The organism is Comamonas fluminis (genome assembly GCF_019186805.1).
Classification (GTDB): domain Bacteria; phylum Pseudomonadota; class Gammaproteobacteria; order Burkholderiales; family Burkholderiaceae_C; genus Comamonas; species Comamonas fluminis.
On record NZ_CP066783.1, the window covers coordinates 899,181 to 921,973 of the forward strand.

The window sequence follows — 22,793 nt, forward strand, 5'->3', positions numbered from 1 at the left end:
AGAGAGTCCTGAGACTCTCTTTTTTGTAGCTGCTGGCGCAGGTGTATCAAGCGCGCTTGCCGGTTTCGGCGTTAAACCAGTGCAGGCGGTCTTCGCGTGCGCTGATGCGGGCGGTTTCGCCGGGCTTGGGGAAGGGCTTGCCTTCTTCCACGCGCACGGTCACGTCTTCATCGCCCACCTTGCCGTACACCAGGCGCTCGGCACCCAGCAGTTCCACGGTGTGCACCTTGAACTCCCAGCCGCCAGCATCGACCAGGTCTATGTGCTCTGGGCGGATGCCCAGAATCATGCCGGGCTTGCCGTTGGGGGCGTTCTTGAGCAGGTTCATGGGGGGCGAACCAATGAAGCCAGCCACAAAGGTGGAAGCAGGCGTGTGATAGACCTCTTCGGGCGTGCCGAACTGCTCCACATAGCCGCCGTTCATCACGACCATGCGCTGGGCCAGGGTCATGGCCTCGACCTGGTCATGGGTCACGAACAAGGAGGTGATGCCCAGTTCGGCGTGCAGCTTTTGAATTTCCAGACGGGTCTGGCCGCGCAGCTTGGCGTCCAGGTTGGACAGCGGCTCGTCAAACAAAAAGACCTGAGGCTGACGCACGATGGCGCGGCCCATGGCTACGCGCTGGCGCTGGCCGCCGGAGAGCTGACGCGGCTTGCGGTCCAGCAGGTGGCTCAGCTCCAGAATCTTGGCAGCCTTGTCCACGCGCTGCTTGATTTCCGCTTCGGGCACCTTGGCGAGCTTCAGGCCATAGGCCATGTTCTCGTAGTTGCTCATGTGCGGGTACAGCGCGTAGTTCTGGAACACCATGGCGATGTTGCGCTTGGCGGGCTCCAGGTTGTTGACGACTTGGTCGCCAATACGCAGCTCGCCGTCGGTGATTTCTTCCAGGCCGGCAATCATGCGCAGCAGCGTGGATTTGCCGCAGCCTGAGGGGCCGACCAGCACGATGAATTCGCCGTCCTTGATCTCGACGTTGATGCCGTGGATCACGGGCACGGCAGTCTTGCCCGTGCCGTAACGCTTGACGATGTTTTTGAGGGAAATGGAAGCCATAGCTAAAAATCCGTTTTAGCGCAGGCAGGATAAGCGCTGCCTGCTATCAAAATTATTTCTCGGTGTCGACCAGGCCCTTGACGAACCATTTTTGCATCAGCATCACCACCAGCGTGGGGGGCAGCATGGCCAGGATGGCTGTGGCCATCACGATGTTCCAGTCCACGCTGGCGTCACCGCCACCGCCCAGCATGGCCTTGATGCCCACGACCACGGGGTACATGTCTTCCGAGGTGGTCATCAAGAGGGGCCACAGGTACTGGTTCCAGCCGTAGATGAACTGAATCACGAACAGGGCGGCAATCGAGGTCTTGGACAAGGGCACCAGAATGTCCTTGAAAAAGCGCATGGGGCCGGCCCCGTCAATGCGGGCGGCTTCCACCAGCTCGTCCGGCACGCTCAGGAAGAACTGGCGGAACAGGAAAGTGGCGGTGGCCGAGGCGATCAGCGGCAGGGACAGACCCGCGTAGCTGTTCAAAAGGCCCAGTTCAGCCACAACCTTGTAGGTGGGCAGAATGCGCACTTCCACGGGCAGCATCAGCGTCACGAAGATGGCCCAGAAGCAGAACATCTTGAACGGAAAGCGGAAGTACACGATGGCAAAGGCCGACAGCAGAGAGATGGCGATCTTGCCCACGGTGATGATTATGGCGACCACAAAGCTCACCCACATCATCTGCACGACGTTGGTGTTGGAGCCCAGTTTGCCGGAGCCCAGCAGCGCGGCCTTGTAGTTTTCCCACATATGGCTGCCTGGCAGCAGCGGCATGGGGGACTGCACAATCTCGCTGGCCGTGTGCGTAGAAGCCACCAGTGCCAGGTACAGCGGGAAGGCCACGATGGCCACGCCGAGAATGAGCACGGCGTGGGAGAAGAAATTAAGCCAGGGGTTACGGTCAACCATGATCAGTACTGCACTTTCTTCTCAACGTAGCGGAACTGGATCACAGTCAGCACAACCACAATCAGCATCAGGATCACGGACTGCGCAGCCGAGCCGCCCAGGTCCAGCGCCTTGAAGCCGTCCAGATACACCTTGTAGACCAGAATCGACGTGGACTGGCCGGGGCCGCCGTGGGTGGCCGCGTCAATGATGCCGAAGGTGTCGAAGAAGGCGTAGACGATGTTGATCACCAGCAGGAAGAAGGTGGTGGGCGACAGCAGCGGCAGCTGGATATTCCAGAAACGGCGCCATGGGCCGGCACCGTCAATCGAAGCGGCTTCGATCAGGGCCTTGGGGATGGACTGCAGGCCTGCAAGGAAGAACAGGAAGTTGTACGAAATCTGTTTCCATACCGAGGCCAGCACGATCAGCGCCATGGCCTGGTTTTCGTTCATCAGGTGGTTCCAGGTATAGCCCAGCTTGTTCAGGAAATACGCCACCACGCCGATGGAAGGGGAGAACATGAACACCCACAGCACACCCGCGATGACGGGGGCAACGGCGTAGGGAATGATCAGCAGGGTCTTGTAGACCATGGCGAAGCGCACGATGCGGTCCGCAAAAATGGCCAAGGCCAATGAGGTCGCAATACCCAGGCCAGCGACCAGAACGGAAAACAGTGCTGTGCGCTTGAAGGACGTGAGATAGGACGGGTCAGAGAAGATCTGACGGAAATTATCAAACCCCACCCATTCGGTGCTCATGCCGAACGCGTCTTCCATCTGGAATGACTGGAGGACAGCCTGACCAGCGGGCCAGAAAAAGAAAATACCGATGATGAGCAGCTGCGGTGCGATCAGCACCCAGGGCAGCCATCTCGATCGGAAAAGAACGCGTTTTTCCATGAGGAGTCACAAATAAAAAAACCACCGGAGCCTGGGTTCAGTCAACGTGGCATTCAAGGGGCTGTGCCCTGGTTCACAAGGCACAGCGGGCCTGCAGGCGCCTTGCGGCGCCAGCAGGATTACTTCTTATACGAACGCTCGAAGCGCGCCAGCAGCTCATTGCCGCGGGTCACGATAGCGTCCAGCGCTTGCTGGCCGGTCTTCTTGCCAGCCCACACTTGTTCGAGTTCTTCGTCCTCGATGGTACGAATCTGCACATAGTTGCCCAGACGGATACCACGCGAGTTGTTGGTGACCTTGCGGATCATCTGCGTCACAGCAGTATCAGTGCCGGGGTGCTTTTGATAGAAGCCGGACTTGTCGGTCAGGTCATAGGCGGCCATGGTCACAGGCAGGTAGCCGGTGCGCTGGTGCGAAGCGGCTTGCACCTTGGTCTGCGAAAGGAATTCGAAGAACTTGGCCACGCCCTTGTAGTGCTCGGCCGACTTGCCAGCCATCACCCACAGCGAAGCGCCGCCAATCACGGTGTTCTGGGGTGCGCCCTTCACATCGGGGTAGTAGGGCAGGGGAGCCAGGGCGTAGTTGAACTTGGCGTTCTTGGCCACGTCGCCGTAGAAACCGGACGAAGTCTGGATCATGGCGCATTCACCTGCGGTGAACGAAGCCTGGGCAGTCGATGCGCGGCCCTTGTAGACAAACTCACCGGCCTTGGCAGCAGCGGCCAGGTTGTCGATGTGCTTGACGTGCAGAGGCGAGTTCACCTTCATGCGGGCCTTGTAGCCGTTGGTGGACAGACCGTTTTGCTCAGTGGCGAACTCCACGTTGTGCCAGGTGGAGAAGGACTCCAGCTGGGTCCAGCCTTGCCAGGCCAGGGTCATGGGGCAGCTGTGGCCGCTTTCCTTGAGCTTCTTGGCGGCAGCAAACACTTCAGGCCAGGTAGCGGGGGCTTTGTCGGGGTTCAGGCCAGCCTTCTTGAAGGCGTCCTTGTTGTAATAGAAGATGGTGGTTGAGCTGTTGAAGGGGAAGCTCAGCATCTGGCCGTTGGGGGCGGTGTAGTAACCGGCCACGGCGGGGATATAGGCCTTGGGGTCGAAAGCGACACCTGCATCAGCCATCACCTTGCCCACAGGCACGGTCGCGCCCTTGGAAGCCATCATGGTGGCGGTGCCCACTTCAAACACTTGCAGAATATCTGGCGCATTGCCCGAGCGGAAGGCTGCAATCGCGGCAGTCATGGACTCGTCGTACACGCCCTTGAAGGTTGGCACAACCTTGAAATCCTTCTGGCTTTCATTGAACTGCTTGGCCAGATCGTTGACCCACTCGTTGTTCACGGCGGTCATCGAATGCCACCATTGAATTTCGGTGGCGGCTTGTGCCGAGAAGGCGGTGGCGGCGACGGCGGCGGCCATGGCCAGTTGCTTGAATTGCATGAGGGCTCCTCTAACTATGGGTGACTTAATGTGCAGGCACATTAGGTCATGCATATGACATATACGTGTCATTGTTTGCCAGGACTTCGCGGACTGTCGTAGGTCTCAACCCTCAGAGGTTTGACAGTTTGATGACGCCAGAGTGACGGTCAAAGCTCGCGCGAAGCTGCGCCATTCTAGGTCAAGCCAATTTCGTTTGATGTTGGTAGTCTTTCGTATTGAGTTGTTTTTGATTCGTAAATGTATGGTTTTGCCGTAAATCACCTATAGGGACGTTACGCAGGGTTTCTGTCCAACCTTTGATGGAGATGCGCGGCTGAAGGCGTGCAGGGCAGTAAAGGGCTTTGGGCAACTGCGTGGGCAGGCTCATTTCGCCGTGGATGAAATCCGGGCGGGGAAATTCAGGAACTGCGGAAATGGCCTCAACCCCTTTTCTGGTGCGCGCAGACTGCTATCACTTGTTTGACGTTGGCATGGCTCGCTCTTGGCGTTTACGGCACATAGCCCACAGCGCAGCATAAGAAGGCGGGCGTCGCTTAAAATCGTCATCCCACTGGCTTAGGGGCGCCACAGGGCGCCCAACACGGTCTACCCCATGAATGTACCGATTGCGTTGGCTGCCGCCTTGCAGGCTCAGGCTGCCGAACCCGCACGACTGCGCGAGATTCCCTATAACTACACCTCGTTCTCTGACCGTGAGATCGTGATCCGTCTGCTGGGCTCATCCATGTGGGATGTGCTCAACCAGCTGCGCCAGGAGCGTCGCACAGGCCGTTCTGCGCGCATGCTCTATGAGGTGCTGGGGGATATCTGGGTTGTGCAGCGCAATCCTTACCTGCAGGACGACCTGATCCACAACCCAGACCGTCGCAAGTCGCTGGTCGAGGCGCTGGAGCACCGCCTGTCCGAAATCGACAAGCGTCGTGAGCCCAATGAAGACGCCATTCGCGATCAACTGGTGGGCCAACTGGTGGATGCCGCGCATCGCGCCGTGCATGAGTTCAATGCCACGTTTGTCGAGGCCGAGCAACTGCGTCGCCGCGTGCAGAAGACGCTGCGCCCCTATACAGCCAAGGACAACATCAAGTTCGACGGCCTCTCGCGTGTGGCCCATGTGACTGATGCGACCGACTGGCGCGTGGAATACCCGTTTGTGGTGCTGACTCCGGATACCGAAGCCGAAATGGCAGGCTTGGTCAAAGGCTGTATCGAACTCGGTCTGACCATCATTCCGCGTGGAGGCGGCACCGGATATACGGGCGGCGCTATTCCTTTGACATGGCGCTCAGTCGTCATCAACACCGAAAAGCTGGAAGCGCTGACCGAAGTCGAGATGCGCAAGATCCCCGGTGTGGATCACGATGTGCCCACGATTTATTCCGAAGCCGGTGTGGTCACCCAGCGCGTGGCCGATGCCGCCGAGCGCGGTGGCTTTGTGTTTGCGGTGGATCCCACCTCCATCGAAGCATCCTGCATTGGCGGCAATATCGCCATGAATGCGGGCGGCAAGAAGGCCGTGCTCTGGGGCACAGCGCTGGATAACCTCGTTTCCTGGCGCATGGTGACGCCTGACGCGCAATGGCTGGAAGTCACGCGTCTGGATCACAACCTGGGCAAGATTCACGATGCCGAGATGGCCTGCTTCGAGCTGAAGTATTTCCAGGCCGACGGCAAGACCCATATTCGTACCGAGCGCCTGGATATTCCCGGCAAGACGTTCCGCAAGGAAGGTTTGGGCAAGGACGTGACGGACAAATTCCTCTCGGGCCTGCCAGGCATTCAGAAAGAAGGCACGGACGGCCTGATCACCAGCGCACGCTGGGTGGTGCACCGCATGCCTGCGCACACGCGCACGGTGTGCATGGAGTTCTTTGGCAATGCCAAGGATGCTGTGCCTTCGATCGTCGAGATCAAGGACTATATGTTCGCCGAGCAAAAACGCTCGGGCGTGCTACTGGCGGGTCTGGAGCACCTGGACGACCGCTACCTCAAGGCCGTGGGTTACGCGACCAAGAGCAAGAAGGGCAACGGCCATCTGCCCAAGATGGTGCTGCTGGGCGATATTGCCGGCGACAACGCCGATGAAGTGGCCCGTGTGGCCGCCGAAGTGGTGCGTATTGCCAATTCGCGCAACGGCGAGGGCTTTACGGCCGTGAGCGCCGAGGCACGCAAGAAATTCTGGCTGGACCGCAAGCGCACAGCGGCTATCTCGCGCCACACCAACGCCTTCAAGATCAACGAAGACGTGGTGATCCCGCTGCCGCGCATGGCCGAGTACACCGACGGCATTGAGCGCATCAATATTGAATTGAGCCTGCGCAACAAGCTCAAGCTCTGCGATGAGCTGAGCAGCTTCTTCAAGCATTCCGATCTGCCCCTGGGCAAGAGCGACGATGCGGGCGATATTCCCAGCGCAGAGCTGCTGGAAGACCGCGTGCATCAGGCGCTGACGCTGGTGGCCGAAGTGCGTGCGCTGTGGCAGGGCTGGCTGGATGGCGTGGCAACGCTGTTCCCCGAGCTGCAGGACCACACGCTGCGCGCCAGCTGGAGGAGCCAGATCAAGGAGCCGTTGTCCAAGATTTTTGCAGGCGCTGCCTTCCAGCCGCTGCGTGAATCCATCAATGAAATTCACCAGAAGGTGCTCAAGGGCCGCGTCTGGGTGGCGTTGCACATGCACGCCGGTGACGGCAATGTGCACACCAACATCCCCGTCAACTCTGACGACTATGAAATGCTGCAGACCGCGCACGAAGCCGTGGCTCGCATCATGGAACTGGCACGCAGTCTGGATGGTGTGATCTCGGGTGAGCACGGCATTGGCATTACCAAGCTGGAATTCCTCTCGGATGCCGAGCTGGCACCGTTTGCCGACTACAAAAAACGTGTGGACCCCGAAGGCCGCTTCAACAAGGGCAAGCTGATTCGCAATGAGGAGTGGGATGCCTCGGCACACCAGAGCCACGACGGTCGCTCGCCCCGTGAATCGCTGATGTTTGCCGACCTGACCAATGCCTACACGCCATCTTTTGGCCTGATGGGCTATGAGTCGCTGATCATGCAGCAGTCGGATATTGGCGCCATTGCCAACTCCGTCAAGGACTGCCTGCGCTGCGGCAAGTGCAAGCCCGTGTGCGCCACCCATGTGCCACGCGCCAATCTGCTGTACTCGCCGCGCAACAAGATTCTGGCGACTTCGCTGCTGGTGGAGGCTTTCCTCTATGAAGAGCAGACCCGCCGCGGTGTCTCCATCAAGCACTGGCAGGAGTTTGAAGATGTGTCCGACCACTGCACGGTCTGCCACAAGTGCTTCAATCCTTGCCCGGTCAAGATCGACTTTGGCGATGTGACCATGAATATGCGCAATCTGCTGCGCAAGATGGACAAGAAGAGCTTCCGTCCCGGCAACAAGCTGGCCATGGCCATGCTCAACGCCACCAACCCCGACACCATCAAGTTCATGCGTTCGGCCATGGTGGGCGTGGGCTTCAAGGCCCAGCGTCTGGCCGCCGATGTGCTGGGTGCCGTGGCCAAGAAGCAGACGGCGCATCCACCGGCATCGGTTGGCACAGCTCCCATCAAGGAGCAGGTGATTCACTTCATCAACAAAAAGCTGCCCGGTGGCCTGCCCAACAAGACGGCGCGTGCCCTGCTGGATATCGAAGACAAGGATTACGTGCCCATCATCCGTAATCCGCAATCGACCCGTGCGGATACGGAAGCGGTGTTCTATTTCCCCGGTTGCGGCTCGGAGCGTCTGTTCAGCCAGGTGGGCTTGGCCACGCAGGCCATGCTGTGGCATGCCGGTGTGCAGACTGTGCTGCCGCCAGGCTATCTGTGCTGCGGCTATCCCCAGCGCGGCTCGGGCCAGTTCGACAAGGCCGAGAAGATGATTACGGACAACCGTGTGCTCTTCCACCGTGTGGCCACCACGCTTAACTATCTGGACATCAAGACCGTAGTGGTGAGCTGCGGTACCTGCTATGACCAGTTGCAGGGCTACCAGTTTGACAAGATTTTCCCCGGCTGCCGCATCATCGACATCCACGAATATCTGCTGGAAAAGGGCATTACCCTGCAAAACAAGGGCGCCTACCTGTACCACGACCCCTGCCACACGCCTATGAAGACGCAAGACCCCATGAAGACCGTCAAGGCCTTGATGGGCGACCAGGTCATGAAGAGCGAGCGCTGCTGCGGCGAATCCGGCACGCTGGGTGTGACGCGTCCTGATGTCTCGACGCAGATTCGTTTCCGCAAGACCGAAGAGCTGCGCAAGAGCGAAGCTGTGCTGCGCGAGAGCGGCGCTGTGGGCGAGAAGGAAAACGTCAAGATTCTGACCAGCTGCCCAAGCTGCCTGCAGGGCCTGAGTCGCTACGGCAATGACCTGAACAACGGTCTGCTGGAAGCCGACTACATCGTGGTCGAGATGGCGCGTGACATTCTGGGTGAGAACTGGATGCCCGAGTACGTCAAGCTGGCCAACGCTGGCGGCATTGAACGTGTTCTTGTGTAAAGCCATGAATCATCAAGACAATTGCCCTTTGTGCAGCACCGATGGCGGCACCTTGATCTGGCGCGGCGAGAAGCTGCGTGTGATTCGGGCTGCGGAAGAGGGCTTTCCTGCCTTTTATCGTGTGGTCTGGGCCGAGCATGCTGCCGAGTTTTCGGACCTGAGTGCAACGGACCGTATTCATTGCATGGATGCCGTGGCGCTGGTGGAGCGTGTGCTGCGCGAGCAACTGGCGCCCACCAAGATCAATCTGGCGGCCCTGGGCAATATGGTGGCGCACCTGCACTGGCATGTGATTGCACGGTATGACTGGGATAGCCACTTTCCCGCTTCCGTCTGGGCGCCTGCCGTACGAGAACGTGACCCGTTGCGTGAAGCCCAGCTTGCCCAGCGTTTACCGCAGGTCGATGCGCAGTTGCAGCTGGCCCTGAGTCTCTGGGCTGCTGCCTGATATTTTTGATCTCCGTCAGGAGATCCAAAGGGCAGCCCGAGGCTGCCCTTTTATGCTTTGAATAGGAGAGAGCCATGGCCGGATTGCAAGCCGATACTCCCACCCCCCAGTCACTGACCGTGCATGGTGCATCGCGCGTGCTGGAAGTTTCTTACTCCGACGGCAAGACCTTCCGTATTCCGTTTGAGCTGCTGCGCGTGTATTCGCCTTCTGCCGAAGTCCAAGGCCACGGCCCCGGCCAGGAAGTGCTGCAGACCGGCAAGCGCAATGTGGGCATCAGCACGATTGAGCCTGTGGGCAACTACGCCATCAAGCCGTTCTTTAGCGACGGCCATGAAAGCGGTTTGTTCACCTGGGAATACCTCTATCAGCTGGGCAGCCAGCAGGATGCGCTGTGGCAGCAATATCTGGAGCGTCTGCAGGATGCCGGCCTTGACCGTGATACGCCCATGCCGGAAAAAGGTGCGGGCGGCCATGGCTGCAGCGTGCATTGATATTTGACCTGCACAGGCTTGCTGCAGCGAACCAAAGCGTGCAGCAATGTCCTGTAGCCACCACATGCCCCATGCGTCATGCGCAGGGTTATTGAGGCTGGTGCTATATTTCCAATAGCTTGCAGCGCTTATCTAATAAGCGCTGCGGGCGAATTTCCTTGAAAAACCATAGTGCTTCAAAGCCTGTAGTCATACGGGGTTGTCGCTGTACGCGCAAGCACTGCCTGCTTAGCATTCTTTGTTATGAGCTCCACACACTTCGGATTCCAGACTGTTGATGAAAGCGAGAAGGCATCGCGCGTACGCGGTGTGTTCGACTCCGTGGCCTCCAAATACGACGTCATGAATGACGTGATGTCCGGTGGCCTGCACCGCGCATGGAAGGCCTACACCCTGATGGTGGCCAACCTCAAGGAAGGCGACAAGGCGCTGGATATCGCTGGCGGCACTGGTGACCTGGCACTGGCATTTTCCAAAAAAGTGGGAACTTCCGGCCAGGTGGTGCACACCGATATCAATGAAGCCATGCTGCGCGTGGGGCGTGACCGCCTGACGGACAAGGGCGTGATCCTGCCAACGCTGGTTTGCGACGCTGAAAAGCTGCCTTTCCCTGACAACCATTTTGATCTGGTCAGCGTGGCTTTTGGCCTGCGCAACATGACCCACAAGGATGCGGCGCTCAAGGAAATGAACCGTGTACTGCGTCCTGGCGGCAAGCTGCTGGTGCTGGAGTTTTCCAAGGTGGCCAAGCCCCTGGAAAAAGCCTATGACTTTTACTCGTTCAAGGTTTTGCCGGCCATGGGCAAGCTGATTGCTGGGGATGCCGAAAGTTACCGCTATCTGGCTGAATCCATCCGCATGCACCCCGGCCAGAAGGAACTCAAGGCCCTGATGCAGCAATGCGGCTTTGGCCATGTGGACTATCACAACATGACTGGAGGCATCTGTGCCTTGCATGTGGGAATCAAGTGTTAAGAGCGCCTTGTGCGCGGATTTGTAGCGATTTTCCAGAAGAAGGGAGATGAGATGAAAAAACTTTGGTCAATTGCCTTGGTGGCAATGCTGGTTGTGGCCCATGGCCAGGCAGATGCAAAACGCATGGGCGGTGGCTCGTCGTTTGGCAAACAGTCTGGCAATGTCACTCAGCGTGAAGCTTCTCGTGCTCCCGCTCAGAACCCTCAGCAGGCTCCTGCGCAAAACGCAGCCCAGCAAAACCGTCCCGCAACGCCTGCAACACCGGCTGCAGCACCCAAGAAGCCTTGGGGCGCCATGCTGGGTGGCCTGGCGGCAGGTCTGGGTCTGGCCTGGTTGGCAAACTCGCTGGGCATGGGTGAAGCCTTTGCCAATATGCTGATGTTCGGTCTGCTGGCCATGGTGGTCATGGTGGTGATCGGCATGATCATGCGCCGCCGCAAGGCCGCGCCTGCAGCGCAAGCCAGTAGCAGCCCCTTTGCATTCCAGGGCGCCGCCCCCGCAGGTGCTGGCAATCTGGGTGGCAATATCAATGCCCCTCAGGCCCGTCAGTACAACCCTGAAAAGATTGGCAATGACGCATCGGCCCGTCCATGGGAGCAAAACCATCTGCCTGAAGCCGCTGGCGCTGCAGCCGGTGGTTCCATGATTGGCTCGGCCCTGTCTGGCTCGCAAAGCTGGGGTGTGCCTCCCGGTTTTGATGCCGAAGGCTTCCTCACTGCAGCCAAGCGCAACTTTGTGTCTCTGCAGGCGGCCTGGGATAGCTCGGATATCACATCGCTGCGCGCCATGATGACCGATGAAATGCTGTCGGAAATCCGCAACCAGCTGAGCGAGCGCGAAAGCCAGCGCGGTGGTTCGCCCAACCACACGGAAGTGCTGATGATTGATGCCCAGTTGCTGGGTATCGAAGACCTGGGCAACGACTACATGGCCAGCGTCGAATTCTCCGGCATGATCCGCGAAGAAGCCTCTGCAGGCCCAAGCCCCTTCCGCGAAGTCTGGAACATGACCAAGCCCAAGAGCGGCTCCAGCGGCTGGCTGGTCGCCGGCGTGCAAGCACTGCAATAAGCAGCGACGGCTTGAACTGGCATGCCCCAACAGAGGGGCACCCAGCAAGGGCCGCCCCGCAGCGATGGTGCCGTCCCCCTCAGGGGGAAGGCGCAAAGCGCCACAGGGGGGAATCAATTTCATGAATAATCGGGGACTATGGCAACACAGTCCCCTTTTTCTTTTCTGGGCGGTCTCGTCGAACGCGTGATGGCCGGACCTCAGGCTCCCCAATGGCTGGTGAGTGAAATGCACCAGCGTCTGGTGCTTTTCCTCAACCACGTGCTGATGCAGGAGAAAGAGGCAACCGATCGTCTCGTGCGTCAGAAAGGCCGCATTGCACGCGTGCAATGGCGCCAATACTCCATCGCCCTGATGGTGACCCCTGCAGGTCTGTTTGATGTGGCTCCCGAAGAGTCCACGCCTGACCTGATGCTGGAAGTGACCGAGACTTCTCCTTTCTCCCTGGCCCAGACCGCTTTGCGTGGTGACAAGCCTTCCATTCGCATTGAAGGCGATGTGCAGTTCGCAGCCGAGATCAACTGGCTGGTGGACAACGTCAAGTGGGATGTGGAAGAAGACCTGGCCCGCGTGATTGGTGATGTGCCCGCACACACCATCGCCAAGGTGGCGCGCACGGCTTCTCAGGGTCTGCGTCAGTTTGTCGGTGCACGCATGGGCGGCAAGTCTGCGGCCTCTGCAGAATCTGCCCCTGGCAGCTCTGCACCCGTGGCGTCCATGCCCGGCGTCGATCACACACAGCTATGAGCCGTTTTCTGCGAGGCTGGGCCATCCTCTGGGTGGTGTTCCGTTATGGACTGGACGAGTTGGTGCTCTCCGGTCTGCCCCACCCATGGCTGCGCAGCCTGCGCAGCGTTCTGACTTTTGGCCGCAAGCTGGACAAGCCGCGTGGCCAGCGCCTGCGTGAGGCGCTGGAGGAACTGGGGCCCATCTTCGTGAAGTTCGGTCAGGTGCTGTCCACACGCAGTGACCTGATGCCGCCTGATGTGGCAGAAGAGCTGGCCAAGCTGCAGGACCGCGTGCCGCCATTCGACTCGCAAATCGCGGTGGATACGATTGAGCGCGCGTTTCGCAAGCCGATCGACCAGATTTTTCTGAGCTTTGACCGCCAGCCGGTGGCCAGTGCCTCCATCGCCCAGGTTCACTTTGCCGTGATCCGTGACAAGGCTGGCGTGGAACACAATGTGGCCGTCAAGGTGCTGCGCCCGGGCATGAAGTCCGTGATCGACAAGGACCTGGGGCTGATGCACATGATGGCCAGCTGGCTGGAGCGTCTCTCCAGCGACGGCAAGCGCCTCAAGCCCAAGGAAGTGGTTGGAGAGTTTGATAACTACTTGCACGACGAGCTGGACTTGATTCGGGAAGCCTCCAATGCCGCGCAACTGCGCCGCAATATGGAAGGGCTAGATCTGGTGTTGGTGCCCGAGATTTTCTGGGACTACTGCCACACCGATGTCATGGTGATGGAGCGCATGAAGGGCGTGCCCATCAGCCAGGTGGAGCGTCTGCGCGAAGCCGGTGTGGATATCCCCAAACTGGCGCGGGATGGCGTGACCATCTTCTTCACCCAGGTGTTTCGCGATGGTTTTTTCCACGCCGATATGCACCCGGGCAACATCATGGTCAGCCTGGAGCCTGAAACCTTCGGGCGCTATATCTCGCTGGACTTTGGCATCGTCGGCACGCTCACCGAGTTCGACAAGGAATATCTGGCGCAGAATTTCCTGGCCTTCTTCCGCCGCGACTACAAGCGTGTCGCCGCGCTGCACGTGGAATCTGGCTGGGTGCCAGCGAACACCCGTGTGGAAGAGCTGGAAGCCGCCATTCGCGCCGTGTGCGAGCCGTATTTCGACCGCCCTCTGGCAGAAATCTCGCTGGGCATGGTGCTGATGCGCCTGTTCCAGACATCGCGCCGCTTTCAGGTCGAGATTCAGCCTCAGCTGGTGCTGCTGCAGAAGACCCTGCTCAACATCGAAGGCCTGGGCCGTCAGCTGGACCCCAACCTCGATCTGTGGAGCACGGCCAAGCCATTTCTTGAGAAGTGGATGCTGGACCAGATGGGCCCGCAGCGCCTGTGGCGCGAAATTCAGGCGCAGGCTCCGCGTTACGCGAAAATCCTGCCCGACATGCCGCGTGTGCTGCACCAGTACCTGTCCAGACAGGGCGCAGACCGCGAGCACGATGACTTGCTCAAAGAGCTGCTCAAACAACAAAAGACCACGAACCGTCTGCTGCAGGCCATTCTCTGTGGCGGCATTGGCTTTGTGATTGGTCTGGTGGTGCTGCAGGTTCTGCTGCGCATCCGCTTCTAAGAAAAACAACCCCACTTTTTGCAACAGGAGTGCCAGCGTGCTGCTCTCAATGGTGATTGCTTACCTGTTTGTGACCATAGGCATTGGCCTGTGGGCAGCCAGACGGGTAAAGAACACGGCTGACTTTGCCATTGCCGGGCGTCATCTGCCGCTCTACATGATCATCACCACCACGTTTGCGACCTGGTTCGGGTCGGAGCTGGTACTGGGTGTGCCTGCCAAGTTCATCGAAGGCGGTCTGCATGCGCTGGTGGAAGACCCGTTCGGCGCGGGCATGTGCCTGATTCTGGTGGGCTGCTTCTTCGCAGCCAAGCTGTACCGCATGAATCTGCTGACCATCAGCGATTACTACCGTGCGCGCTATGGCCGCTCTATCGAGGTCGTCTGCTCCCTCATCATCATGCTCAGCTATCTGGGCTGGGTTTCGGCCCAGGTCACGGCGCTGGGGCTGGTGTTCAACCTGCTCTCCGGTGGCGCGGTCAGCATCCCGATGGGGATGACGATTGGCATTCTGTCGGTGCTGGTCTACACCTTGTTTGGCGGCATGTGGTCGGTGGCGGTGACAGACTTTGTGCAGATGATCATTCTGGTGGCGGGCCTGCTGGTGCTGGCCTTCTTTGCGGGTGACATGGCCGGTGGTGCAGGCAAGGTGGTGGATCTGGCGACCAGCCGCGACCTGTTCAAGTTCCTGCCCGAGCCTTCGCTGCATGAGATCGTGTTCTTCATCGGCGCGGCTGTGACCATGATGCTGGGCTCCATCCCCCAGCAGGACATTTTTCAGCGCGTGATGTCGGCAGATACCGAGAAATCTGCCGTGCGCGGCACCATCATCGGCGGTGCCTGCTATGTGATCTTTGCCTTTGTGCCCATGTTTCTGGTGGCCAGCGCACTCATCATCATGCCCACCGAAGCCACCGCGCTGCTGGCAGACGATCCGCAAAAAGTGCTGCCGACTTTGGTGATGGACAAGATGCCGTTTGCCATGCAGGTGCTGTTCTTTGGCGCGCTGCTGTCGGCCATCAAGTCCTGCGCTTCGGCCACCTTGCTGGCCCCCAGCGTGACCTTTACCGAAAACATCTGGCGCCAGTTCCGCCCCTACACCACGGACAAGGACAATCTGCGCACCATGCGTATCAGCGTGCTGGTGTTTGCGGCCTGCGTGCTGGCCTATTCCATCATCATGCAGGGCACGCCCATTTATGAACTGGTGGCCAGCGCCTATCAGGTGCCGCTGGTGGGGGCTTTTGTGCCCCTGGTCTTTGGTCTGTACTGGAAGCGCGCAACCACCCAGGGCGCCATCAGCGCCGTGGTGCTGGGCATTGGTGTGTGGCTGATCTTCATGGTCACCCCAGCGCTGAACACGGCTTTCCCACAGCAGCTGGCTGGTCTTTTGGGGGCAGTCTTCGGAATGCTGGCGGGGTCGCTGCTGCCACAGTGGATCAGCAACCACCAGCGTGAAATTGAGGATTACGCACAGGCCAAAGCCTGAATCTGAACTTGGGGCGTTGTCGGAGATGTCGCTGCAATGCAGCAAAACAAGGGGCGGCGCCTATAATTGAGGGTTTTTGCACTTCCCTCGTTTTAGCGCTATGCCTATCTATGCATACAAGTGTGGCTCCTGTGGTCATGCCAAGGATGTGCTGCAGAAAATCTCGGACGCGCCGCTGACCGTGTGCCCAGCTTGCGGGGCCGAGGCCTTTTCCAAGCAGCTCACCGCTCCGGGCTTTCAGCTCAAGGGTTCTGGCTGGTATGCCACGGACTTCAAGAACAGCGGCAGCAAGCCGTCTGCAAGCACTTCTTCGTCCAGCGACAGCACGGCTGCGCCTGCAGCCGCTTCTTCCACCGCTAACTCCTGAGTCTCTGAGGCACTATGTCTGCATTGCGCAAGTGGCTGATTGCTGGTCTGCTGGTCATCGTTCCGCTGGTGATCACGCTGGGTGTGCTCAACTGGATCATCGGAACGCTGGATCAAACTCTGGCAATCCTGCCCGAGGCCTGGCAGCCCGACCGGGTGATCGGCATGCATATCCCCGGTTTCGGGGTTATTCTGACTTTGCTGATTCTGCTGCTGGTTGGCGGCATTGCCAGCAACTTCATCGGCCGCAAGCTGGTGGGCTGGGGCGATGCGCTGGTGCGCCGCATCCCTGTGGTGCGCTCCATCTACTCCAGCGTCAAGCAGGTCTCGGATACGGTGTTCTCGGACAGCGGCAACGCGTTTCGCACGGCCGTGATGGTGCAGTGGCCGCGTGAAGGTGTCTGGACCGTGGCTTTCGTCACCGGCCAGCCCAGCGGCGAAGTGGCTGCGCTGCTGCGCGATGACTATGTCAGCGTCTTCGTGCCCACCACGCCTAACCCCACGGGTGGTTACTTTGTGCTGGTGCGCAGAAGCGAGTGCATTGAGCTGGAAATGAGCGTGGATGCTGCGCTCAAATACATTGTTTCGATGGGCGTGGTGGCTCCGCCAGACCTCGCTGCGATCGAAGAATCCAAACAAACAACCTTGTCGCACCCATAAGGTGCAGGAAGACTTTTCATGGCAATGCGTTCTCAATACTGCGGTCTGGTGACCGAAGCCCAAATGGGCGAAACCGTGACCCTGTGCGGCTGGGTGAACCGCCGCCGTGACCACGGTGGTGTGATTTTCATCGACCTGCGCGACCGCGAAGGTTATGTGCAGGTGGTGTGCGACCCCGATCGCGCCGACATGTTCAAGACCGCCGAAGGCGTGCGCAACGAGTTCTGCGTGCAGGTCAAGGGCCTGGTGCGTCCCCGTCCCGAAGGCACGACCAACGACAAGCTCAAGAGCGGCCAGATCGAAGTGCTGTGCCACGAGCTGACCGTGCTGAACGCTTCCGTCACGCCTCCCTTCCAACTGGACGACGACAACCTGTCGGAAACCGTGCGCCTGACTAACCGCGTGCTGGACCTGCGCCGCCCCGTGATGCAGCGCAACATGATGCTGCGCTACAAGACCGCCATCCAGGTGCGCAACTATCTGGACAAGCTGGGCTTCATCGACATCGAAACCCCCATGCTGGGCAAGTCCACACCCGAAGGTGCTCGCGACTATCTGGTGCCTTCGCGCGTGCATGACGGCGAATTCTTCGCGCTGCCCCAGTCGCCCCAGCTGTACAAGCAGATGCTGATGGTGGCCGGCTATGACCGCTACTACCAGATCACCAAGTGCTTCCGCGACGAAGACCTGCGCGCTGACCGCCAGCCTGAATTCACGCAGATCGACTGCGAAACTTCGTTCCTGAACGAAGAAGAAATCCGCGCCATCTTCCAGCAGATGATCAAGGAAGTGTTCCAGACCCAACTGAACGTGGATCTGGGCGAATTCCCCATCATGACCTACCAGGATGCAGCCTTCCGCTTTGGCTCGGACAAGCCCGACCTGCGCGTCAAGCTCGAGTTCACCGAGCTGACCGACTGCATGAAGGACGTGGACTTCAAGGTCTTCTCCACCCCCGCCACCACCAAGGGCGGCCGTGTGGTGGCCCTGCGCGTGCCCGGCGGCGCCCACATCTCGCGTGGCGAGATCGACGGCTACACCGAGTTCGTAAAGATCTACGGCGCCAAGGGCCTGGCCTGGATCAAGGTCAACGAAGTGGCTAAGGGCCGTGAAGGCCTGCAGTCGCCCATCGTCAAGAACCTGCACGATGCAGCGATTGCCGAAATCCTGAAGCGCACCGGCGCACAAGACGGCGATCTGATCTTCTTTGGCGCTGACAAGGAAAAGATCGTCAACGACTCCATCGGCGCTCTGCGTCTGAAGGTCGGTCACAGCGAATTCGGCAAGAAGAACGGCCTGTTCGAGAACAAGTGGGCACCGCTGTGGGTGGTGGACTTCCCCATGTTCGAGCAGGACGAAGAAAACAACCGCTGGGCGGCTGTGCACCACCCCTTCACATCGCCCAAGGATGGCCATGAAGAGCTGATGGTGTCCGACCCCGGCAAGTGCATCGCCAAGGCCTACGACATGGTGCTGAACGGTTGGGAACTGGGCGGTGGCTCGGTGCGTATCCACCGCGCCGACGTGCAGGCCAAGGTGTTTGCTGCCCTGAACATCACCCCCGACGAGCAACGCGCCAAGTTCGGCTACCTGCTGGATGCGCTGCAATACGGCGCGCCTCCCCACGGTGGCCTGGCCTTCGGTCTGGACCGCCTGATCACGCTGATGACCGGCTCCGAATCGATCCGCGACGTAATCGCCTTCCCCAAGACCCAGCGCGCCCAGGACTTGCTGACGCAAGCTCCTTCGCCCGTGGACGAGAAGCAACTGCGCGAGCTGCACATCAAGCTGCGCAACGTGGCCGTGAAGACCACCGAGGCCTAAGTTCCTCTGCCAGCTGCCCTTGCGGCAGTTTGCGAAAAGCGCCAGTTCGCGAAAGCGGCTGGCGCTTTTTTATTGCTTGCATTTTGAGAGCTGCCAGCGCAGGTTGATATTGGGTTTTTGCATGATTGATGTCTGAATTCATTAAGTGACAGGCGCTTGCAGCTATGAAGATTGATGCTTATCAAGCGTGCAGGTAACTCAGCCAGCTGTCATCGTTAGCAGGCTAATATGGGCTGATGGATGTCAAGCCCTACAAGATTCCGCAGTCAGTGCTGGTTGTGATCTACCGTGACAGCGGGCAGGTTCTGCTGCTGTGCCGCACGGTGGCGGCGCCCGGCGGCGAGCCTTTCTGGCAGTCCGTCACAGGCAGCAAAGACAGCCTGGATGAAGACTGGCGCGAGACGGCCGTGCGCGAGGTGCAGGAAGAGACCGGCATCGATGCCCAGGCCGATGGATGCCAGCTGACGGACTGGGAACTTGAGAACATCTACACCATCTATCCAGAGTGGCAACACCGTTATGCGCCAGGGGTCTGGCAAAACCACGAAAGAGTTTTTGGGCTGCGTGTACCGTCCTACATGCCTGTGCACTTGAATCCGAGAGAGCACACCGCACATGATTGGCATGATTGGCGCGACGCAGCTCAGCGCTGTTTTTCCGCTTCCAATGCCGAAGCCATTTTGCAGCTGCCGCGTTTTGCGCCGGAGATTCCCGACGCCGCAAAGCGCGCGCAGCAGTCATGAAGAAGTCAGAGCCTATGTCTGAAATTGAGTTGTCAACCGCCGCAGATTCGCCGATTCTGCGTGTGGCCACCTACAACATCCACAAAGGCGTGCAAGGTCTGGGCCCGGCCCGGCGCCTGGAAATACATAACCTGGGACTGGCGGTAGAGCAACTGGATGCCGATATCGTCTGCCTGCAGGAAGTGCGCAAGATGAACCGCAAGGAGGCCAATTACTTTGACCGCTGGCCCGATGTGCCGCAGGCCGAGTACCTGGCGCCCGAAGGCTATGAGTCCGTCTATCTGACCAATGCCTATACCAAGGATGGCGAGCACGGGAATGCGCTGCTCAGCCGCTGGCCGGTGATTGGCTACCAGCACGAGGATATTTCCGACCACCGCTTCGAGCAGCGCGGCCTGCTCCATGTGGAGCTGGATATTCATGGCAAGCGCGTGCATTCCATCGTGGTGCATCTGGGGTTGATTCACGGCAGCCGTATTCGCCAGATTGCACAACTGCACCGCTTTATCGAGCGCGAAGTGCCGCCCAACGCGCCTTTGGTGGTGGCGGGCGACTTCAACGACTGGGGCAACCAGATCAAGCGCATGCTGGCCGGTTTCGGCCTGTTTGAATTTGAGGGCGATCGTGGGGCTCTGACCTATCCCTCACGCCTGCCGATTGCGCAGCTCGACCATATCTATGTGCGTGGGCTCAGGCCACTGGGTCTGCAAGTGCCCAAGGGCCGCATCTGGTGGCGCATGTCGGACCATTTGCCGTTGATTGCAGAGTTTCAGTTGTAGCACCCCCTGAGGCGCTGCGCGCCTTCCCCCTCTCTCTACGCGCTTCGCGCTAGGGGAGGGGGACGATGCCTTCGCCGCGAGGCGGCTCTTGCTCGGCTTCTCTGTGTTGCACCGTTGTAGACGGTGGGTGCTACTGAAACCATAGCTTGCAGCGCCTTGTAAACCTGCATTTGGATGGCAAATCCTTTGGGGCATCGGGTGGTTGATTCACTGGTACCATGACTGCCATGTTCAGAGAACTCGCCGACATGAAAAAAGACAAGCAGACCGACGAAGGCACGCCCGTTTCGGTCAAGATCCGCGAGCGGCTGCAGGCAGCGAACAAGCGCTTTCACGCCAACGACAATATTTCCGAATTCATCGAGCCCGGCGAGCTGGAGAAACTGCTGGACGAAGTGCAGGAGAAGATGCAGGGCGTGCTTGACTCCATGGTCATTGACACAGAGCACGACCACAACACCCGCGCCACGGCCCGCCGTGTGGCCAAGATGTATGTGAACGAGGTGTTCAGCGGCCGCTATGTGGCACAGCCTGCGATTACCGAATTCCCCAACGCCGAGCACCTGAACGAGCTGATGATCGTCGGCCCCATCACCGTGCGCAGCGCGTGCAGCCACCATCTGTGCCCCGTGATCGGCAAGATCTGGATTGGCGTGCTGCCCAACAAGAACACGAATGTGATTGGCCTGTCCAAGTATGCCCGTCTGGTGGACTGGATCATGGGCCGTCCGCAGATTCAGGAAGAAGCCATCATCCAGCTGGCTGACCTGATTGTGGACAAGACCCGCCCCGATGGTCTGGCGGTGGTGATGGAAGCTTCGCACTTCTGCATGTCCTGGCGCGGTGTGCGCGAGATGGACAGCAAGATGCTGAACTCTGTGATGCGCGGTGCTTTCCTCACCAACCCCGAACTGCGCCGTGAGTTTCTGTCGCTTATTGCCGCTAGAAAATAAATGAGCCCCCTGTGGCGCTTCGCGCCTTCCCCCGAAGGGGGACGACACCTTCGCTGCGAGGCGGCTCTTGCTTGGTGTCCCTCACATGTGCTGCGCCAGTCACATCACGCACTGGCCATGTTCAGCCAGATGAGCCACTGAATTTTTCCTCTCAAAAAGGCTGCGCGTCGCGCGGCCTTTTGTATTTCTGGCTTTTATGTCGCTGCAAGCGTTCACTCTCATTATTCTGGCTGGCCTGATTCACTCGGGCTGGAATATTGTGGCTAAGAAGGCGGGGGGCGATGCACGCTTTTCGCTCTATGTCTCGGTCTGCAACGCGCTGATCTGGGCACCGCTGGGCTGGTGGCTGGGCAAGGATGTGGTGCCCGGCTGGGGCTGGATGGAGTGGGCTTTTGTAACCGCCAGTGCCCTGCTGCATGTGGCTTATTTTGTGGTGCTGCTGCGCGGCTACCGCATGGCAGACCTGACGGTGGTCTATCCACTGGCACGCGGCAGCGGCCCGCTGATGTCATCGCTGGTGGCGGTGCTGTTTCTGGGCGAGCAGATTTCCACGCTGGGCGCTGCCGGTATTGCTGGCGTGGTACTGGGCGTGTTTTTGATCGCAGGTGGCCCGCGCATGATTGTGGCCATTCGTGACGGCAAGGATGTGGAGGCCCGCCAGCGTGTGTTGGCCGGGCTTTACTATGGCTTGCTTACGGGCATGTTCATTGCCAGCTATACGGTGGTGGATAGCTATGCGGTCAAGATGCTGCTGATGTCGCCGATTCTGGTGGACTATGTGGGCAACCTGATTCGTCTGGTCGTTCTGGCCCCGCTGGCTGCCAAGGACTGGCCCGAGACCAAGCGCCTGTGGCGTGTGCAGTGGCGTTATGCCGCTGTGGTGGCCTTCTTCAGTCCGATTGCCTATGTGCTGGTGCTGTACGCGGTACAAAGCGCACCGATCTCGCATGTTGCGCCTGCGCGTGAAGTCTCCATGCTGTTTGCAGCCCTCATTGGCGGCAAGCTGCTGGGCGAGGGGGACCGGGCCTTGCGCATTGTGGGCGCCATCATGATTGCGCTGGGTGTGACTGCGCTGGGATTGGGCTGAGTTTTAATAAAAAGTGCCTGAACCCATTGCCCATCAAGCGCAGGCAGCTATTGTTTTAAGAGAGATTTGAACATGCCAAGCTGGGATGTATTGCTCACATTCTTCGGGGTTGCCGTGCTGCTGGGGCTGAGCCCCGGCCCGGATAACCTGTTTGTGCTGGTGCAATCGGCCCAGCGCGGCTGGCGTGTGGGCCTGTGCGTGGTGCTGGGCCTGTGTCTTGGCATTGTGGGGCACACCACGGCCGTGGCGCTGGGGCTGGCGGCGGTGGTGGCTGCATCGCCCATGCTGTTTACCGCGCTCAAACTCTGTGGCGCTGCCTATCTGGCCTACCTGGCCTGGGGTGCGTGGAATGCTCCGGTCAGCGTGGAAGAAACCACGGCAGCGCAGGCCCAGCGCGATGTGCTGACCCTGCGTGGTGCCCTGCGCTGGGTGGGGCGTGGCACGGTCATGAATCTGACCAACCCCAAAGTGCTGATCTTCTTTCTGGCCTTCTTGCCGCAGTTTGCCGACCCTGCGCGTGGCAGTGTGGGCCTGCAGGTCATGGTGCTGGGCAGCGTCTTCATGCTGGCGACGCTGCTGGTGTTTGGCTCCATTGCCTGTGGCTCTGGCCTGTTTGGGCAGATTCTGCAACGATCTGCCCGTGCTCAGCGCTGGTTGAACCGCATTGCAGCAACCGTTTTCGGCGCTCTAGCTCTGCGACTAGTCATGGTGCAGCGCTAAAAGCTGGCGCGATACAAGCCAGAGCACCGAGCAAGAGCCGCCTCGCGGCGGGGACGCCCAGTCGAAGGTGCAGTCCCCCTCCCGCGA

At 59.5% G+C, this 22,793-nt stretch carries 20 protein-coding genes; 16 read left to right on the forward strand and 4 right to left on the reverse strand.

Going from position 1 to position 22,793, the window contains the following annotated elements; genetic code table 11:
- Positions 1–46: 46 nt before the first annotated feature.
- The 4 genes from JDW18_RS04480 to ugpB all read right to left on the reverse strand — a co-directional run bounded on the left by JDW18_RS04480 (position 47) and on the right by ugpB (position 4,275).
- Entirely contained in the window at positions 47–1,054 is a 1,008-nt protein-coding gene (locus JDW18_RS04480) for a sn-glycerol-3-phosphate import ATP-binding protein UgpC (RefSeq protein WP_218242515.1), read from the reverse strand.
- 52 nt (positions 1,055–1,106) lie between these two features.
- Entirely contained in the window at positions 1,107–1,958 is an 852-nt protein-coding gene (gene ugpE / locus JDW18_RS04485; RefSeq protein ID WP_218242516.1) for a sn-glycerol-3-phosphate ABC transporter permease UgpE, read from the reverse strand.
- A gap of 2 nt (positions 1,959–1,960) precedes the next feature.
- Positions 1,961–2,842 carry a sn-glycerol-3-phosphate ABC transporter permease UgpA gene (gene ugpA / locus JDW18_RS04490; RefSeq protein WP_218242517.1) on the reverse strand — a complete coding sequence of 294 codons (882 nt, stop codon included), beginning with the start codon at positions 2,840–2,842 and terminating at the stop codon, positions 1,961–1,963.
- Positions 2,843–2,961: 119 nt separating this feature from the next.
- Positions 2,962–4,275, reverse strand: a complete 1,314-nt coding sequence (ugpB, locus tag JDW18_RS04495; protein WP_218242518.1) for a sn-glycerol-3-phosphate ABC transporter substrate-binding protein UgpB — start codon at positions 4,273–4,275, stop codon at positions 2,962–2,964.
- A 595-nt stretch (positions 4,276–4,870) separates the two neighbouring features.
- Between ugpB and JDW18_RS04500 the strand changes: the two genes are divergently transcribed.
- The 16 genes from JDW18_RS04500 to JDW18_RS04575 all read left to right on the forward strand — a co-directional run bounded on the left by JDW18_RS04500 (position 4,871) and on the right by JDW18_RS04575 (position 22,706).
- Complete coding sequence (locus JDW18_RS04500) at positions 4,871–8,788, forward strand: DUF3683 domain-containing protein (protein WP_218242519.1); 3,918 nt, start codon at positions 4,871–4,873, stop codon at positions 8,786–8,788.
- A 4-nt stretch (positions 8,789–8,792) separates the two neighbouring features.
- Positions 8,793–9,236, forward strand: coding sequence for an HIT family protein (locus tag JDW18_RS04505; RefSeq protein ID WP_218242520.1), 444 nt, complete (start codon positions 8,793–8,795; stop codon positions 9,234–9,236).
- A gap of 74 nt (positions 9,237–9,310) precedes the next feature.
- Positions 9,311–9,730 (forward strand): gamma-butyrobetaine hydroxylase family protein, encoded by a 420-nt coding sequence (locus JDW18_RS04510; RefSeq protein ID WP_218242521.1) that lies wholly within the window; start codon positions 9,311–9,313, stop codon positions 9,728–9,730.
- Between the two features lie 243 nt (positions 9,731–9,973).
- Positions 9,974–10,705, forward strand: a complete 732-nt coding sequence (gene ubiE, locus JDW18_RS04515; protein WP_218242522.1) for a bifunctional demethylmenaquinone methyltransferase/2-methoxy-6-polyprenyl-1,4-benzoquinol methylase UbiE — start codon at positions 9,974–9,976, stop codon at positions 10,703–10,705.
- Between the two features lie 51 nt (positions 10,706–10,756).
- Positions 10,757–11,773 carry a Tim44 domain-containing protein gene (locus JDW18_RS04520; RefSeq protein WP_218242523.1) on the forward strand — a complete coding sequence of 339 codons (1,017 nt, stop codon included), beginning with the start codon at positions 10,757–10,759 and terminating at the stop codon, positions 11,771–11,773.
- Positions 11,774–11,911: 138 nt separating this feature from the next.
- A complete protein-coding gene (locus JDW18_RS04525) occupies positions 11,912–12,520 on the forward strand; it encodes a hypothetical protein (RefSeq protein ID WP_218242524.1) in 609 nt (202 codons plus the stop codon).
- Entirely contained in the window at positions 12,517–14,085 is a 1,569-nt protein-coding gene (gene ubiB / locus JDW18_RS04530) for a ubiquinone biosynthesis regulatory protein kinase UbiB (RefSeq protein WP_218242525.1), read from the forward strand. The genes JDW18_RS04525 and ubiB overlap by 4 nt, the downstream gene beginning before the upstream one ends.
- Before the next feature lie 37 nt (positions 14,086–14,122).
- Positions 14,123–15,574, forward strand: a complete 1,452-nt coding sequence (locus tag JDW18_RS04535; RefSeq protein ID WP_218242526.1) for a high affinity choline transporter 1 — start codon at positions 14,123–14,125, stop codon at positions 15,572–15,574.
- 100 nt (positions 15,575–15,674) lie between these two features.
- Positions 15,675–15,941, forward strand: a complete 267-nt coding sequence (locus JDW18_RS04540) for an FmdB family zinc ribbon protein (protein ID WP_218242527.1) — start codon at positions 15,675–15,677, stop codon at positions 15,939–15,941.
- A 14-nt stretch (positions 15,942–15,955) separates the two neighbouring features.
- On the forward strand, positions 15,956–16,600 hold the full coding sequence (locus JDW18_RS04545; protein WP_218242528.1) for a DUF502 domain-containing protein: 645 nt from the start codon (positions 15,956–15,958) through the stop codon (positions 16,598–16,600).
- Between the two features lie 18 nt (positions 16,601–16,618).
- Complete coding sequence (gene aspS, locus JDW18_RS04550; protein ID WP_218242529.1) at positions 16,619–18,424, forward strand: aspartate--tRNA ligase; 1,806 nt, start codon at positions 16,619–16,621, stop codon at positions 18,422–18,424.
- A gap of 236 nt (positions 18,425–18,660) precedes the next feature.
- Complete coding sequence (gene nudB, locus JDW18_RS04555; protein ID WP_218242530.1) at positions 18,661–19,167, forward strand: dihydroneopterin triphosphate diphosphatase; 507 nt, start codon at positions 18,661–18,663, stop codon at positions 19,165–19,167.
- 14 nt (positions 19,168–19,181) lie between these two features.
- Positions 19,182–19,946, forward strand: a complete 765-nt coding sequence (locus JDW18_RS04560; protein WP_218242531.1) for an endonuclease/exonuclease/phosphatase family protein — start codon at positions 19,182–19,184, stop codon at positions 19,944–19,946.
- 227 nt (positions 19,947–20,173) lie between these two features.
- The gene (gene folE, locus JDW18_RS04565; protein ID WP_218242532.1) at positions 20,174–20,899 is read left to right on the forward strand and encodes a GTP cyclohydrolase I; all 726 of its coding nucleotides are present in this window, start codon (positions 20,174–20,176) and stop codon (positions 20,897–20,899) included.
- Between the two features lie 196 nt (positions 20,900–21,095).
- The gene (locus tag JDW18_RS04570) at positions 21,096–21,986 is read left to right on the forward strand and encodes a DMT family transporter (RefSeq protein WP_218242533.1); all 891 of its coding nucleotides are present in this window, start codon (positions 21,096–21,098) and stop codon (positions 21,984–21,986) included.
- Between the two features lie 72 nt (positions 21,987–22,058).
- Positions 22,059–22,706, forward strand: coding sequence for a LysE family translocator (locus tag JDW18_RS04575; RefSeq protein WP_218242534.1), 648 nt, complete (start codon positions 22,059–22,061; stop codon positions 22,704–22,706).
- Positions 22,707–22,793: the final 87 nt, after the last annotated feature.

What these genes read in the sequence shown, in the direction of transcription:
- JDW18_RS04480 (WP_218242515.1), bottom strand. Translation starts at nt 1,054, where the DNA reads ATGGCTTCCATTTCCCTCAAAAACATCGTCAAGCGTTACGGCACGGGC.
- ugpE (WP_218242516.1), bottom strand. Translation starts at nt 1,958, where the DNA reads ATGGTTGACCGTAACCCCTGGCTTAATTTCTTCTCCCACGCCGTGCTC.
- ugpA (WP_218242517.1), bottom strand. Translation starts at nt 2,842, where the DNA reads ATGGAAAAACGCGTTCTTTTCCGATCGAGATGGCTGCCCTGGGTGCTG.
- ugpB (WP_218242518.1), bottom strand. Translation starts at nt 4,275, where the DNA reads ATGCAATTCAAGCAACTGGCCATGGCCGCCGCCGTCGCCGCCACCGCC.
- JDW18_RS04500 (WP_218242519.1), top strand. Translation starts at nt 4,871, where the DNA reads ATGAATGTACCGATTGCGTTGGCTGCCGCCTTGCAGGCTCAGGCTGCC.
- JDW18_RS04505 (WP_218242520.1), top strand. Translation starts at nt 8,793, where the DNA reads ATGAATCATCAAGACAATTGCCCTTTGTGCAGCACCGATGGCGGCACC.
- JDW18_RS04510 (WP_218242521.1), top strand. Translation starts at nt 9,311, where the DNA reads ATGGCCGGATTGCAAGCCGATACTCCCACCCCCCAGTCACTGACCGTG.
- ubiE (WP_218242522.1), top strand. Translation starts at nt 9,974, where the DNA reads ATGAGCTCCACACACTTCGGATTCCAGACTGTTGATGAAAGCGAGAAG.
- JDW18_RS04520 (WP_218242523.1), top strand. Translation starts at nt 10,757, where the DNA reads ATGAAAAAACTTTGGTCAATTGCCTTGGTGGCAATGCTGGTTGTGGCC.
- JDW18_RS04525 (WP_218242524.1), top strand. Translation starts at nt 11,912, where the DNA reads ATGGCAACACAGTCCCCTTTTTCTTTTCTGGGCGGTCTCGTCGAACGC.
- ubiB (WP_218242525.1), top strand. Translation starts at nt 12,517, where the DNA reads ATGAGCCGTTTTCTGCGAGGCTGGGCCATCCTCTGGGTGGTGTTCCGT.
- JDW18_RS04540 (WP_218242527.1), top strand. Translation starts at nt 15,675, where the DNA reads ATGCCTATCTATGCATACAAGTGTGGCTCCTGTGGTCATGCCAAGGAT.
- JDW18_RS04545 (WP_218242528.1), top strand. Translation starts at nt 15,956, where the DNA reads ATGTCTGCATTGCGCAAGTGGCTGATTGCTGGTCTGCTGGTCATCGTT.
- aspS (WP_218242529.1), top strand. Translation starts at nt 16,619, where the DNA reads ATGGCAATGCGTTCTCAATACTGCGGTCTGGTGACCGAAGCCCAAATG.
- nudB (WP_218242530.1), top strand. Translation starts at nt 18,661, where the DNA reads ATGGATGTCAAGCCCTACAAGATTCCGCAGTCAGTGCTGGTTGTGATC.
- JDW18_RS04560 (WP_218242531.1), top strand. Translation starts at nt 19,182, where the DNA reads ATGTCTGAAATTGAGTTGTCAACCGCCGCAGATTCGCCGATTCTGCGT.
- folE (WP_218242532.1), top strand. Translation starts at nt 20,174, where the DNA reads ATGTTCAGAGAACTCGCCGACATGAAAAAAGACAAGCAGACCGACGAA.
- JDW18_RS04570 (WP_218242533.1), top strand. Translation starts at nt 21,096, where the DNA reads ATGTCGCTGCAAGCGTTCACTCTCATTATTCTGGCTGGCCTGATTCAC.
- JDW18_RS04575 (WP_218242534.1), top strand. Translation starts at nt 22,059, where the DNA reads ATGCCAAGCTGGGATGTATTGCTCACATTCTTCGGGGTTGCCGTGCTG.